Annotated in this window: 13 protein-coding genes and 1 pseudogene; 5 read left to right on the top strand and 9 right to left on the bottom strand. The window is 72.3% G+C overall.

All coding sequences use genetic code 11. From position 1 onward, the window contains the following. Nucleotides 1–125 precede the first annotated feature (125 nt). Entirely contained in the window at nt 126–1,052 is a 927-nt protein-coding gene (locus ACFF45_RS14400; RefSeq protein ID WP_381346295.1) for an endonuclease/exonuclease/phosphatase family protein, read from the top strand. 63 nt (nt 1,053–1,115) lie between these two features. Here the strand turns inward: ACFF45_RS14400 and ACFF45_RS14395 are convergent, their stop codons facing one another. From ACFF45_RS14395 to ACFF45_RS14380, 4 genes are all read right to left on the bottom strand, one after another. Continuing rightward, nucleotides 1,116–2,078, bottom strand: coding sequence for an electron transfer flavoprotein subunit alpha/FixB family protein (locus tag ACFF45_RS14395; RefSeq protein ID WP_381346294.1), 963 nt, complete (start codon nt 2,076–2,078; stop codon nt 1,116–1,118). Between the two features lie 61 nt (nt 2,079–2,139). After that, complete coding sequence (locus ACFF45_RS14390; RefSeq protein WP_381346293.1) at nt 2,140–2,925, bottom strand: electron transfer flavoprotein subunit beta/FixA family protein; 786 nt, start codon at nt 2,923–2,925, stop codon at nt 2,140–2,142. A 208-nt stretch (nt 2,926–3,133) separates the two neighbouring features. Next, on the bottom strand, nt 3,134–3,652 hold the full coding sequence (locus ACFF45_RS14385; protein WP_381346291.1) for a flavin reductase family protein: 519 nt from the start codon (nt 3,650–3,652) through the stop codon (nt 3,134–3,136). Nucleotides 3,653–3,885: 233 nt separating this feature from the next. Next, nucleotides 3,886–4,224, bottom strand: coding sequence for a TlpA family protein disulfide reductase (locus tag ACFF45_RS14380; protein WP_381346411.1), 339 nt, complete (start codon nt 4,222–4,224; stop codon nt 3,886–3,888). A gap of 798 nt (nt 4,225–5,022) precedes the next feature. On the opposite strand from ACFF45_RS14380, the gene ACFF45_RS14375 reads away from it, so the two are divergent. After that, nucleotides 5,023–5,751, top strand: a complete 729-nt coding sequence (locus ACFF45_RS14375) for a lysophospholipid acyltransferase family protein (RefSeq protein ID WP_381346289.1) — start codon at nt 5,023–5,025, stop codon at nt 5,749–5,751. A gap of 227 nt (nt 5,752–5,978) precedes the next feature. On the opposite strand, the gene ACFF45_RS14370 is transcribed toward ACFF45_RS14375, so the two are convergent. The 5 genes from ACFF45_RS14370 to ACFF45_RS14350 form a co-directional block, all read right to left on the bottom strand. Then, nucleotides 5,979–6,551 carry a transglutaminase domain-containing protein gene (locus ACFF45_RS14370; RefSeq protein ID WP_381346287.1) on the bottom strand — a complete coding sequence of 191 codons (573 nt, stop codon included), beginning with the start codon at nt 6,549–6,551 and terminating at the stop codon, nt 5,979–5,981. Nucleotides 6,552–6,642: 91 nt separating this feature from the next. Beyond that, nucleotides 6,643–7,713, bottom strand: a complete 1,071-nt coding sequence (locus tag ACFF45_RS14365; RefSeq protein ID WP_381346286.1) for a threonine aldolase family protein — start codon at nt 7,711–7,713, stop codon at nt 6,643–6,645. After that, entirely contained in the window at nt 7,710–8,459 is a 750-nt protein-coding gene (locus ACFF45_RS14360; RefSeq protein ID WP_381346409.1) for an SDR family NAD(P)-dependent oxidoreductase, read from the bottom strand. Before ACFF45_RS14360 ends, ACFF45_RS14365 begins: the two co-directional genes overlap by 4 nt. 38 nt (nt 8,460–8,497) lie before the next feature. Then, nucleotides 8,498–9,895 (bottom strand): DUF6421 family protein, encoded by a 1,398-nt coding sequence (locus tag ACFF45_RS14355; RefSeq protein WP_381346284.1) that lies wholly within the window; start codon nt 9,893–9,895, stop codon nt 8,498–8,500. A 133-nt stretch (nt 9,896–10,028) separates the two neighbouring features. Beyond that, the gene (locus ACFF45_RS14350; protein ID WP_381346282.1) at nt 10,029–10,571 is read right to left on the bottom strand and encodes a GNAT family N-acetyltransferase; all 543 of its coding nucleotides are present in this window, start codon (nt 10,569–10,571) and stop codon (nt 10,029–10,031) included. Between the two features lie 74 nt (nt 10,572–10,645). Here ACFF45_RS14350 and ACFF45_RS14345 point away from each other — a divergent pair, with 74 nt between their 5' ends. From ACFF45_RS14345 to ACFF45_RS14335, 3 genes and pseudogenes are all read left to right on the top strand, one after another. Next, complete coding sequence (locus tag ACFF45_RS14345; protein WP_381346281.1) at nt 10,646–11,038, top strand: VOC family protein; 393 nt, start codon at nt 10,646–10,648, stop codon at nt 11,036–11,038. An 81-nt stretch (nt 11,039–11,119) separates the two neighbouring features. Continuing rightward, nucleotides 11,120–11,885: pseudogene (locus ACFF45_RS14340) on the top strand (VOC family protein). Nucleotides 11,886–11,973: 88 nt separating this feature from the next. Then, nucleotides 11,974–13,026, top strand: coding sequence for an aldo/keto reductase (locus ACFF45_RS14335; protein WP_381346279.1), 1,053 nt, complete (start codon nt 11,974–11,976; stop codon nt 13,024–13,026). The last annotated feature ends 35 nt before the right edge of the window (nt 13,027–13,061 follow it).

The following is a 13,061-nucleotide window of genomic DNA, read 5'->3' as shown; positions in this document are numbered from 1 at the left end:
GCCCGGTCAACGCCCCTTCCCCATCGGGCCACCGTCCCCTGTCGGCATGTTCACGCCCGCCCATGCGGTGGTACGACATTGCGGTACGCACGACTCCACCGGCCGCCCCCATCGAAGGAGCCCCCGTGCCGAACCGGAGCCGAGTCACGCGCCGCCTGGGCCTGAAGACCGCGCTGGCCACGGCAGCCCTGCCCCTCACCAGTACAGCACTGTCGTCCTCAGGCGCCTCGGCACAGGAGCGCGAGGCCGGCCCCGCGGCGGGGCGCGCCGGCCGACGGCTGGAGGCGATGTCGTTCAACCTGCGCTTCGCGAGCACCGGGGAACCCCACAGCTGGGCCGCGCGCAGACCCGTGCTGCGCGAGCTGCTGCGCCGCGAGCGCCCGCACCTCGTCGGTACCCAGGAGGGCCTCTACCAGCAGCTGCTGGACATCGAGTCCGATCTCGGCCCGCACCACGACTGGATCGGCACCGGCCGCGCGGGCGGCAGCCGCGACGAGTTCATGGCGGTCTTCTACGACACCCGCCGGGTCGCCCCGCTGGAGTACGACCACTTCTGGCTCTCCGACACGCCGGACGTGATCGGGTCCAACAGCTGGGGCGGCGGCTCCGTCCGCATGGTCACCTGGGTCCGCTTCCGCGACCTGCTGGACGGCGGGCGGGAGTTCTACCTCCTGAACACCCACCTCGACAACCGCAGCCAGGACGCACGCACGCGTGCCGCCGCGCTGATCGTGGCGCGGATCGCCGGACTGGACCCCGCGCTGCCGCTGCTGGTGACCGGTGACTTCAACGTCGCCGCGCACCGCGACCCGGTCTACGGCACACTGCTGGGCGCCGGGCTCGTCGACACCTGGGAGACGGCCGCCGAGCGCGGCCCCCGGTACGCCACCTTCCACGGCTACCGGCCGCTGACCCCGGACGGCGACCGGATCGACTGGATCCTGGCCACCCCGGGCGTCACCGTGCACCGGGCCAAGATCAACACCTTTTCCGTGGACGGGCAGTTCCCCAGCGACCACCTGCCCGTGCAGGCCTCGCTGACCCTGGGATGAGCCGAGGCCCCCGTGACCGGGGACGGGGGACGGTCACGGGGGCCTCGTACGGCCGGTGGACGATCAGCCCTTGCGGGTCTTGATCTCCTCGGTCAGCTGCGGGACGACGTCGAACAGGTCGCCGACGACGCCGTAGTCGACCAGCTCGAAGATCGGGGCCTCGGCGTCCTTGTTGACGGCGACGATGGTCTTCGAGGTCTGCATACCGGCGCGGTGCTGGATCGCACCGGAGATGCCGGACGCGACGTACAGCTGCGGCGAGACCGACTTGCCGGTCTGGCCGACCTGGTTGGTGTGCGGGTACCAGCCGGCGTCCACCGCGGCTCGCGAGGCGCCGACGGCCGCGCCGAGGGAGTCGGCGAGCGCCTCGATGAGCGCGAAGTTCTCCTCACCGCCCACACCGCGGCCGCCGGAGACCACGATCGCGGCCTCGGTCAGCTCCGGGCGGCCGGTCGACTCACGCGGCGTGCGCGAGGTGACCTTGGTGCCGGTGGCCTGCTCGGAGAAGGACACGCTCAGCGCCTCCACGGCGCCGGCGGCCGGGGCGGCCTCCACGGCGGCCGAGTTCGGCTTGACGGTGATGACCGGGGTGCCCTTGCCGACCCGGGACTTGGTGCTGTACGAGGCGGCGAACACCGACTGCGTGGCCACCGGACCCTCGTCGCCGGCCTCCAGGTCGACGGCGTCGGTGATGATCCCGGAGCCGATGCGCAGCGCCAGGCGGGCGGCGATCTCCTTGCCCTCCGCGGAGGACGGCACGAGCACGGCGGCCGGGGAGACGGCCTCGTGGGCGGCCTGGAGGGCGTCCACCTTGGGCACGACCAGGTAGTCGGCGTACTCGGCGGCGTCGTGGGTGAGGACCTTCACCGCGCCGTGCTCGGCGAGCGTGGCGGCGGTGTCGGCGGCGCCGTTGCCGAGGGCGACGGCGACGGGCTCGCCGATGCGGCGGGCCAGGGTCAGCAGTTCCAGGGTGGGCTTGCGGACGGCGCCGTCCACGTGGTCGACATAGACGAGGACTTCAGCCATGGGACTTCTTCTCTCCTGCTTGCGAAGGGTGCGGGGCGGTCAGCGAAGTCGAGCGCGGGGCTCAGATGAACTTCTGGCTCGCGAGGAACTCAGCGAGCTGCTTGCCGCCCTCGCCCTCGTCCTTGACGATCGTGCCGGCCGTGCGGGCCGGGCGCTCGGTCGCGGCCTCGACCGTGGTGTAGGCACCGTCCAGGCCGACCTCCTCGGCCTCGATGTCCAGGTCGGACAGGTCCCAGGAGGCCACCGGCTTCTTCTTGGCGGCCATGATGCCCTTGAACGACGGGTACCGCGCCTCACCCGACTGGTCGGTGACCGAGACCACGGCCGGGAGCTGCGCCTCCAGCTGCTCGGAGGCGGCGTCGCCGTCGCGGCGGCCCTTGACCGTGCCGTCCGCGACGGAGACCTCGGAGAGCAGGGTCACCTGCGGGACGCCCAGCCGCTCGGCGAGCAGCGCCGGCACGACGCCCATGGCGCCGTCGGTGGAGGCCATGCCGGAGATGACGAGGTCGTAGCCGGCCTTCTCGATCGCCTTGGCCAGCACCAGGGAGGTGCCGATGGCGTCGGTGCCGTGCAGGTCGTCGTCCTCGACGTGGATCGCCTTGTCGGCACCCATCGACAGGGCCTTGCGCAGCGCGTCCTTGGCGTCCTCCGGGCCGACCGTCAGGACGGTGACCTCGGCGTCGTCGGCGTTCTCGGCGATCTGCAGCGCCTGCTCGACGGCGTACTCGTCGAGCTCGGAGAGCAGACCGTCCACGTCGTCCCGGTCGACGGTCAGGTCATCGGCGAAGTGCCGGTCGCCAGTGGCGTCGGGCACGTACTTCACAGTGACAACGATCCTCAAGCTCACGCCGGCTCTCCTACTGCATCGTCAATTTCAGGCTGCCTTCTTCCAGGCAGCATAGGCGCCCCTGGCGGCGGGTCACGGCTGGGGCGACCTGCGCTCCGACCAAGACATTACTCCGCAGTACACCCAGTCACGGCTCGCTAAGCAAGCGCTTTGAACTGTGACCTGTGCAACGCAGCGTAACCGGAATCGGACGGTTCCGAGCACACGCTCAGTCGCGCAACGCGGTGAAGCGTCCCTGGTGGTACAGCAGCGGCCGGCCGGTGCCGGCCGGGTCTCCGCCGACGACCTCCGCGACCACGAGACGGTGGTCACCCGCCGGCACTCGCGCGTGCACCCGGCACACCAGCCAGGCCAGTACGCCGTCCAGGACGGGCACGCCCTCGGGCCCCTCCCGCCAGGCCGTGGGGGCGCCGAAACGGTCGGCGCCGCTGCGCGCGAAGGTGGCCGCCAGATCCTGCTGGTGCTCCCCGAGTATGTGGACGCCGACATGACCCGCCCCGGAGACCACCGCCCAGCTCGACGACCCGGTGCGGATCCCGAAGGAGAGCAGTGGGGGCTCGGCGGAGACCGAGGTGAGGGAGGTGGCGGTGAAGCCGACCGGGCCGGTGTCGCCCCGCGCCGTGACCACCGCCACACCGGCCGCGTGACGCCGGAAGACGGCACGGAACAGGTCGGGGGCGGCGGCGGGCGCGGCGGCGGCCGGGGGGAGGCCGGGGGTGGCTGTCATGGAGTCGTCCTTCTGCGGGGGACGGCGAGCGGATCCGGGGCTGTTCACCGGCCCGGACAGCGCGCGCTCGCGGTGCGGACGAGATCGACGTGGACCCGGCCGAAGAGAAGGACTTCCGAAGACATACGGTCAAGCTGACGATAGATGCCGCGCGCAGTCAAGTTCGTCCCGGGATCCGGGACCTGGGCCCCGCCGGCCCGGAACCCCGCGTCCCGCGCCCGGCGGACACGGCTTCAGAGCGCCTGCCCCAGCGCGGCGATGACGTCGGCCTTGCGCGGCAGGCCCGTGGCCCTCCGCACGATCCGGCCTCCGGCGTCCAGCACCAGCACGGTCGGGGTCCTGACGACTCCGAGCGCGCGGACGAGGTGCAGGCGGGCCTCGGCGTCGATCTCGACGTGCGCGACGCCGGGGACCAGGCCGGCCACCTCGCCGAGGATGCGCCGGGTCGCCCGGCAGGGCGCGCAGAAGGCGCTGGAGAACTGCACGAGGGTGGCCCGCTCGCCGAGTTCGGCACCCAGCTCGGCGGCCCCGAGCCGCTCGTCCTCGTCACGCACGCCCACGCACCATCCGATCCGTCACCTCTGCCGCCCGCCGCCGTTCACCGCGGTCCGCCGCCGTCCCGGCATCCTCTGCCGTGCACCGCGGCCCACCGCCGTCCTCTGCCATCCTCTGCCGTGCACCGCGGCCCACCGCCGCCGACTGCCGACGTTCGCCACACATCGCGGCCCCCGCCGACTGCCCTCCTTCGCCGTCCACCACGGCGCCTCGCCGTCCCCTGCCGCCCGCCGCGTCCCTCCGCCGCCCTCTCCGGCACAAGCGTGCACGAGGCCGCGGAGATTCCCGCCGCCGGGCGCCCCGCCACCGCGGAAGCCCGGGGCACGGCGGCCGACGCGCCGGGCGGTGTGGGCCGTTCGCCGTACGACGGGGTGCTCCAAAGGTGCGTATCGCTCCTCGTCGGGCCGGCGGCCGGGCTCTCGGCGCCCGAACCGTCGCGGTGCGCACAGGCGGTGGGCGCGGCCGGCCGGCGTCGGCCCGGTCGGCCACGCACAGGGGCCCGTTCCGCAGGGCCAGTTGACGACGGCCGCCGTCGTCGCCGCTCCGTCCGGCATCGCCGCGCCGGGCCGGGGCACGGCGCGCGAGATGTACTCGCTCACCCAACGGGTCACCGTACGCGTAAAGTAAAGCAGCCTTAAAAGCACGAGGTGGAAAGATACGCCGACGTGACGAGGATCTCGCCCCGGTCGGGCACCAGGACTGGCTACCCGCCCGTTCTTGGGGCACGATCTGCGAGATGCCGTAAACCTACGGCTGCGTAACTTTTCCGGCCGGGAGTCCCTCCCCAGGCAGAGCAGGAAGGGCCCACCCCGCCCATGGCAGAAGTCGTCTACCGCCCCGTCATCGGTCTCGCGTTGACCTTGTTCAAGGTCTGGGACCTGAAGATCGACTGCAAGGGGTCGGAGAACATCCCGCGCTCGGGCGGCGCTGTGCTGGTGAGCAATCACATCAGCTATCTGGACTTCGTCTTCAACGGCATGGCCGCGCTCCCCCAGAAGCGCCTGGTGCGCTTCATGGCGAAGGAGTCGGTCTTCCGCCACCGCGTCTCGGGTCCGCTGATGCGCGGCATGCGGCACATCCCGGTGGACCGCACTCAGGGCGAGGCGGCCTACCAGCACGCCCTGGACTCGCTGCGCTCCGGCGAGATCGTCGGCGTGTTCCCGGAGGCCACCATCTCGCAGTCGTTCACCCTGAAGAGCTTCAAGTCGGGTGCGGCGCGGATGGCCCAGGAGGCGGGCGTCCCGCTGATCCCGATGGCCGTGTGGGGTACGCAGCGGCTGTGGACGAAGGGCCACCCGCGCAACTTCAAGCGCAGCCACATCCCGGTCACGATCCGGGTCGGCGAGGCCGTCGACGCCCCGCGCGACCAGTACGCGGGCGCGATCACCCGCCGTCTGCGCGAGCGCGTCCAGGACCTGCTCGACGCCGCCCAGCGCGCCTACCCCGGACGCCCTCGCGGCGCGGAGGACACCTGGTGGCTCCCCGCCCACCTCGGCGGCACGGCCCCCACGCCGGAGCAGGTCCGCGAGGCCGAGACCCGCTGACGCCCGGCCGCCGGCACCCCGGCGCTCCGTGGTCCGGCCGCCGACGCTCCGTGATCCGGGCCGCCGGGACTCGGCCTCTGCGACGACGCGGCGGGTTCGGCGGCCGCCCGCTCGGCCTCAGCGGCGGTCAGGGCACCGCGGGCCGGTGCCCGCGCGGGGTCTCCGGTGCGCCACGCCTTGGAGCGGGACGCCGTGCTCTGAGGCAGGGCCGACCCGCCCGCCCTGCCTCAGAGCTCGGTGGGAAGGTGCCGCCAGAGGTGCTGCCGGTCGGGGGCGGCCTTGAGGGCCTTGAGCACCACGGGATGCGGTGCGGCGTACAGGACCGGGCAGTCCAGCTCGCCGGAGTCCGGGTCGGGCGTGAAGGCCAGACGCTCGCCGTCCAGGGAGAACTGCGCGTCCACCCCCGGCTTGTTGCCGCGCGGGTCCTGCCGGTGCCAGGCGCCGCGGAAGCGCACGGCGACCAGCCCGTGCAGCACGTCGAACCGCTGGTAGCACAGGGCGGTCGGAATGTCCTCGGCGCGCAGCAGCGCGGCCAGGGCGTGCGCCTTGGCGTAGCAGATGCCCGTGCGCTCCTCCAGGACGTCGGACGCGCGCCAGGTGACGCGGTCGTCACCGGCGTCCTGGGAGTGCGTGATGGTGTCACGCACGAACTCGAACGCCCTTCGCGCATAGTCATACGAGTCCGCGGCGGACCCCGCGAGGCGGGCGGCGGTCTTCCGTACCCGTGGGTGATCGTGGTCGATGACCTCGTCGGCGGCCAAGTAGGCGGACAGGTCAGTGGTTTCCGGGGTCAGTTCCATGCCCGTAGAGCATAGAAACGCGATCACCTGAGCGTCAATAATTTTTCAGACAGCCGCATAATCATTCATAGGGAGGGAGGACGGCCGAGGACTACCGCGCCATCTCCTCCTTGAGCGCCGCGACGAAGGCGTCCACGTCCTCCTCCGTCGTGTCGAAGGAGCACATCCAGCGCACGTCGCCGGCGGCCTCGTCCCAGAAGTAGAAGCGGAACCGCTTCCGCAGGCGTTCGCCCGCGTCGTGCGGCAGCCGCGCGAAGACCGCGTTGGCCTGCACCGGGTAGAGCACTTCCACGCCGTGCACCGCCCGCACGCCCTCGGCCAGGCGCTGGGCCATCTCGTTGGAGTGGCGGGCGTTGCGCAGCCACAGGTCCCGCGCGAGCAGCGCCTCCAGCTGCACCGACACGAAACGCATCTTGGAGGCGAGCTGCATGGACAGCTTGCGCAGGTGCCTCATCCGGCTGACGGCGTCCTGGTTGATGACCACGACGGCCTCACCGAGCAGGGCGCCGTTCTTGGTGCCGCCCAAGGAGAGGATGTCGACGCCGGCCGCGTCGGTGAAGGTCCGCATCGGGACGTCCAGGGAGGCGGCGGCGTTGGCGATCCGGGACCCGTCCAGGTGGACCCGCATCCCGTGCGCGTGGGCGTGGGCGCAGATCGCCCGGATCTCGTCCGGCGTGTAGACGGTGCCCAGCTCGGTGGCCTGGGTGAGGGAGACGACCTGCGGCATCGCGCGGTGCTCGTCCTCCCAGCCCCAGGCCTGCCGGTCGATCAGCTCGGGGGTGAGCTTGCCGTCCGATGTGGGCACGGTGAGCAGCTTGAGGCCGCCCATCCGCTCGGGGGCGCCGCCCTCGTCGACGTTGATGTGCGCGCTCTCGGCGCAGATCACCGCGCCCCAGCGGTCGGTGACCGCCTGTAGGGCGACGACGTTGGCGCCGGTGCCGTTGAAGACCGGGAAGGCCTCGGCGGTGGCCCCGAAGTGGCTGCGGACGATCCGCTGGAGGTTCTCGGTGTAGTCGTCCTCGCCGTACGCGCCCTGGTGTCCGCCGTTGGCCAGCGCCAGGGCGGCGAGCACCTCCGGATGGACGCCGGCGTAGTTGTCACTGGCGAAACCGCGGACCGCGGGGTCGTGATGGCGACGCGCGTCGGTCTTGGGAGGATTCACGGCTTCTCGGTCAGCCACAGACGTTGTCCGTTCACTTCGGCGGCGGGCTTGTCCCAGACGCCGGCGATGGCCTCCGCCAGGTCGTGCACGTCGGTGAAGCCCACGAACTTCGCGTTGGGTCGCTCGGCGCGCAGGGCGTCGTGCACCAGCGCCTTCACCACCAGGATCGCAGCCGCCGCGTGCGGCCCCCGCTCGCCCCCGGCCTTGGCGAAGTAGTCGGCCAGGGCCAGGGTCCACGCCTCGGCGGCCGCCTTGGCCGCGGCGTACGCGGCGTTGCCCGCCGTGGGCCTGCTCGCGCCGGCGGCGCTGATCAGGACGTACCGGCCGCGGTCACTGCGCTGCAGCGCCTCGTGGAACGCGAGTGAGGTGTGCTGGACGGTGCGGATGAGCAGCAGCTCCAGCAGGTCCCAGTCGTCGAGCCGGGTCTTGGTGAAGGTCTCGCTGCCCCGCCAGCCGCCGACCAGGTGGACCAGGCCGTCGACGCGCCCGAAGTCCTTCTCGATGCGGTTCGCCCAGTCCTGGGCGGCCTGCCGGTCGAGCAGGTCGACCGTGTCACCGACGACGGTCGCGCCGCCGTGGGCGTAGCTGGCCGCGTCGACGGCCTCCGCGAGCCGCTCCGGGTCGTTGTCGGAGCCGACCACGATCGCGCCCGCCTCGGCCAGCCGGTGCAGTGCCGCCCGGCCGGCGGGTCCGCCCGCGCCGGCCACCGCGATCACCGCACCACTGAGAGCGCCGTTCCCCGCCATGTTCCTCGCCTCCTGAGCAGTGTTCTCGGTGCGGTCGCTCACGCGGCGACCCGCTCGGCGGTGTCCGCCGTGATCCCCTTGGTCGAGGCAATCACGCTCTTGAGCTTCTTGGACAGCGCTTCATAGAACATGCTCAGCGGAAACTCGTCCGGAAGCACGTCGTCGACGAGCCTGCGCGGCGGCTGGGTCAGGTCCAGGGCGTCCGGGCCCTTGGCCCACCTGGAGCCGGGGTGCGGCGGGAGGTAGGCGGAGACCAACTCGTACCCGGCGAACCAGTGCACGAGCTTGGGGCGGTCGATGCCGTCGCGGTAGAGGGTCTCGATCTCGGCGCACAGCTGGTTGGTGACCTGCGGCGCGCGCTCCCAGTCGATGGACAGCGTGTTGTCGGTCCACCGGACGACGTCGTGCTGGTGCAGGTGGGCGAAGAGCAGCTGACCGCCGAGGCCGTCGTAGTTGCGGACCCGCTCGCCGGTGACCGGGAAGCGGAACATGCGGTCGAGAAGCACCGCGTACTGCACGTCACGGGCCTGTGGGACGCCCTCGCCGGCCAGCTTCACGGCCTCCTTGAAGGCGGTGAGGTCGCAGCGCAGCTCCTCCAGGCCGTACATCCAGAACGGCTGGCGCTGCTTGATCATGAACGGGTCGAACGGCAGGTCGCCGTGGCTGTGGGTGCGGTCGTGGACCATGTCCCACAGCACGAACGCCTCTTCGCAGCGCTTCTGGTCGTGGACCATGGCGGCGATGTCCTCGGGCAGGTCGAGGCCCAGCAGGCCGACGGCGGCGCCGGTGACCCGGCGGAAGCGGGCGGCCTCGCGGTCGCAGAAGATGCCGCCCCAGGAGAAGCGATCGGGGGCCTGGCGCACGGCGATGGTCTCGGGGAAGAGGACGGCGGAATGGGTGTCGTAGCCGGCCGTGAAGTCCTCGAAGCCGATGCCGCAGAACAGCGGGTTGTCGTAGCGGGTGCGCTCCAGCTCGGCCAGCCAGTCGGGCCAGACCATGCGCAGCACGACCGCTTCGAGGTTGCGGTCGGGGTTGCCGTTCTGCGTGTACATGGGGAAGACGATCAGGTGCTGCCGGCCGTCGCGCCGGTCGGCGGCGGGCTGGAAGGCGAGCAGCGAGTCCAGGAAGTCCGGCACCGTGAAGCCGCCGTCGGCCCAGCGGCGCAGGTCCCGCACGAGCGCGGCGTGGTAGGCGGCGTCGTGGGGCAGCAGCGGGGAGAGCTCCTCGACGGCGCCGATCACCCGCCGTACGGCCTGCTCGGCCTCCGCGGGAGCGGGGGCGCCCTCGGCGGCGCAGTCGATCGATCCGTCCGCGGACTGCCATGGCCGGATCTGCTCCACGGCATTCTTGAGGACGGGCCACGCCGGGTGCTCCACCACCCTGCTCACGGGAAAAATCTTTCCCTCCGCACCCATCTGCACAAGAATTTCCGTCATGTCCCATCCTCCACCGGAGAACCTCGCGTAAGCAGACCGTATACACAGCAGCTTTCACTCAGCAAGGGGACCCTCGGGAAAATATTCTGCGACACCCCTACTCTCGCCGCATTTTTTCCTGTGGGGGTGGCGGCTACGCGAGCTCCTTCACCAGAAGTTCGAACTGGAGGTCGTCGCGCTGCGGGATGCCGAACCGCTCGTCGCCGTACGGGAACGGGCTCAGACGCCCCGTGCGGCGGTAGCCGCGCCGCTCGTACCAGGCGATGAGGTCCTCGCGCACGGAGATGACGGTCATGTGCATCCGCCGGGCGCCCCAGGTCTCGCGGACCTGCCGCTCCGCCTCGGCGATGATCACCTTGCCCAGGCCGGCCCCCTGGAGCCGGGGACTGACCGCGAACATGCCGAAGTACGCGTGGTCGTCGCGGTGTTCGAGCTGGCAGCAGGCGACGACGCTGCCGTCCCGCTCCACGGTCAGCAGCCTGCTGTCCGGCGACTTGATCACGGCCAGCACGCCCTCCGGGTCGGTCCGCTGCCCCCGCAGGATGTCCGCCTCGGTGGTCCAGCCGGCCCGGCTGGAGTCGCCCCGGTAGGCCGACTCGATCAGGGCGACCAGCGTGTCGGCGTCGGCGTCGGTGGCGTCGCGGAAGGTCAGTCCGTGGGCGGTGGCGCTGTCCATCAGGATGTCTCTCTCGATTCTCCGGCGCGGCTCGGGCACCGACGAGCGTAACCCTGCGACTAGTCTGCGGATGCATGGTGCACGTACTGAGCGGGCGCATCCTGCTGCGCCCCACCGATCCCGAGCGGTCCCGTGTCTTCTACGGCGAGCGACTGGGCCTCTCCGTCTACCGCGAGTTCGGCACGGGGCCGGACCGCGGCACCGTCTACTTCCTCGGCGGCGGCCACCTGGAGCTCTCCGGCCGCTCCGAGACCCCGCCGTCACCGGCCGTACGGCTGTGGCTCCAGGTCGCGGACGTGGCCGCGGCCCACGACGAACTGCGGGACAAGGGGGTGGAGATCGTCCGGCCGCTGGTCCGCGAGCCCTGGGGGCTGGTCGAGATGTGGATCGCGGACCCCGACGGTGTGCCGATCGTGCTGGTGGAGATCCCGGCCGACCACCCGATCCGCTACCGGCCGGGCATCTGACGCCCTGCGGCGCCGGATGGCCGCGGTCAGTGGCCGGGGCTGGCGTGCCGGGGGAGGTCCTCGCTGCGGAAGGGGCGTCGGATGAAGCTCGGCCAGCCGGTGGTGGGCGGCGGCCCCTGCTGGGCCGAACCGGGCACGAGCGGCCTGGCCGCGGCCGAGCGGTTCTACGCGGAGCTGTTCGGCCGGCGGTCCGGGACGGACCCGCGGCCGGAGGCGGGCGGGTACACGGTCGCGCACCCGGGGGACGCGGCGGTGGCCGCGCCGATCCCGCTGTGCCAGGAGGGGCAGCCGGTCGCGTGGACGGTGTCGTTCGCCGTCCGGGACGCCGGCCAGACCGCGCGGCGGTGACGGCGGCCGGCGGGACGGTCCTGAGGGACCCGGTGGACGTGTTCGACATGGGCCGCTTCGCGGTGGCCGCCGACCCGTCCGGCGCCGCCTTCTCACTGCGGCAGCCCCAGGCCTTCGAGGGCGCCGGACTGTTCAGCGCGCCGGGCGCCCTGGGCTGGACGGAGCTGCTCACCCGGGAGCCGCGCGAGCGCGCGACTTCTGCACGGCCGCCTTCGGCCGGACCGTCACCGCGGCCGAGCGCCACACCCGGTGGGGCCTGGCCTGCCAGGACTTCGGCGGCATGATGGCGATGGACGACACGTTCCCGCCCGAGGTGCCACCGCACTGGCTGGCGTACGTCGCGGTCGGCGACGTGGACGCCGCCACCGCGACGGCGACCGGGGCCGGCGGCACGGATCTGAGGGAGCCCGCCTCCGTGCCGGACGGTCCGCGGATCGCGGTGCTGCGCGATCCCCGGGGCGCGATGTTCGGCGTCTGCCTCTCGGGGGACCGGGGCTGAGCCGGCGGCCCGGGGTTTGCCCTGGAGTGCGCTCCAGCTCCTAGCGTCATGGGCACGACCTGCCCGACGTCCCGAAGGGGAGCGCACCGTGCGTTACACACTGTTCGGCAAGACCGGTCTGCGCGTGAGCGAGCTGAGCCTCGGCGCGATGACCATCGGCGACGACTGGGGATGGGGCGCCGACCAGGAGACCAGCGCGCGGATCGTGCGCGCCTACGCGGAGGCGGGCGGCAATTTCATCGACACCGCCAACAACTACACCGGGGGCAGCTCGGAGCGGATCCTCGGCGGTCTGCTGGCGGGCCGGCGCGACGAGTTCGTCCTGGCCAGCAAGTACACGTGCGGCATCCGCGACGGTGACGTCAACGCCGCGGGCAACCACCGCAAGAACCTGGTGCAGTCCGTGGACGCCAGCCTGCAACGGCTGCGCACCGACCGGCTCGACGTGCTGTGGGTGCACGCGCGGGACAACTTCACCCCGGTCGCCGAGGTGATGCGGGCGCTGGACGACCTGGTACGGACCGGGAAGGTGCTGTACGTCGGCGTGTCGGACTGGCCGGCCTGGGAGATCGCGCAGGCGAACACGCTGGCCGAGCTGCGGGGCTGGACGGCGTTCGCGGGGTCGCAACTGCGCTACAGCCTGCTGGAGCGGACGCCCGAGCGGGAACTGCTGCCGCAGGCGCGGGCGTTCGACCTGGCCGTCCTGGCGTGGGCGCCGCTCGCGGCCGGGAAACTCACCGGGAAGTACCGGCGGGGCGAAGCGGGGCGGCTGGACGTCACCGGCGGCACGGTCGACGCGCGCGAGGAGGCCGTCGTGACGGCGGTCCTGGAGATCGCCGAGCAGGGGGGCTGGAGCCCGGCACAGGTGGCGCTGGCCTGGCTGCTGGGGCGGCCCGGCAACGTCGTCCCCATCATCGCCGCCACCAAGGAGAGCCAGCTCGCCGACAACCTCGCGGCGGTCGACGTCCGGCTCGACGCGGACGCCGTCGCCCGCCTCGACGAGGTGAGCGCGCCCGCGCTGGGCTTCCCGCACGACTTCGTCCGGGAGCCGGACATCACCCGGAACATCTACGGCGACCGCTGGGCCGAGATCGACGACCGGCGCTCCACCCACCGGCGGACGGTGCACGACGTGCTGTGACCGCGCGGCGCCCGCCCCGGACCGGGCCGGCGCGG

This window comes from Streptomyces cinereospinus (assembly GCF_042430725.1).
Lineage (GTDB): Bacteria > Actinomycetota > Actinomycetes > Streptomycetales > Streptomycetaceae > Streptomyces > Streptomyces cinereospinus.
This window is presented reverse-complemented; position numbering and strand designations above follow the sequence as displayed.

Excerpts from the sequence above, each read along its gene's own strand:
- ACFF45_RS14395 (WP_381346294.1), bottom strand. The coding sequence starts at position 2,078 with ATGGCTGAAGTCCTCGTCTATGTCGACCACGTGGACGGCGCCGTCCGC.
- ACFF45_RS14385 (WP_381346291.1), bottom strand. The coding sequence starts at position 3,652 with ATGACAGCCACCCCCGGCCTCCCCCCGGCCGCCGCCGCGCCCGCCGCC.
- ACFF45_RS14375 (WP_381346289.1), top strand. The coding sequence starts at position 5,023 with ATGGCAGAAGTCGTCTACCGCCCCGTCATCGGTCTCGCGTTGACCTTG.
- ACFF45_RS14370 (WP_381346287.1), bottom strand. The coding sequence starts at position 6,551 with ATGGAACTGACCCCGGAAACCACTGACCTGTCCGCCTACTTGGCCGCC.
- ACFF45_RS14360 (WP_381346409.1), bottom strand. The coding sequence starts at position 8,459 with ATGGCGGGGAACGGCGCTCTCAGTGGTGCGGTGATCGCGGTGGCCGGC.
- ACFF45_RS14355 (WP_381346284.1), bottom strand. The coding sequence starts at position 9,895 with ATGACGGAAATTCTTGTGCAGATGGGTGCGGAGGGAAAGATTTTTCCC.
- ACFF45_RS14350 (WP_381346282.1), bottom strand. The coding sequence starts at position 10,571 with ATGGACAGCGCCACCGCCCACGGACTGACCTTCCGCGACGCCACCGAC.
- ACFF45_RS14345 (WP_381346281.1), top strand. The coding sequence starts at position 10,646 with ATGGTGCACGTACTGAGCGGGCGCATCCTGCTGCGCCCCACCGATCCC.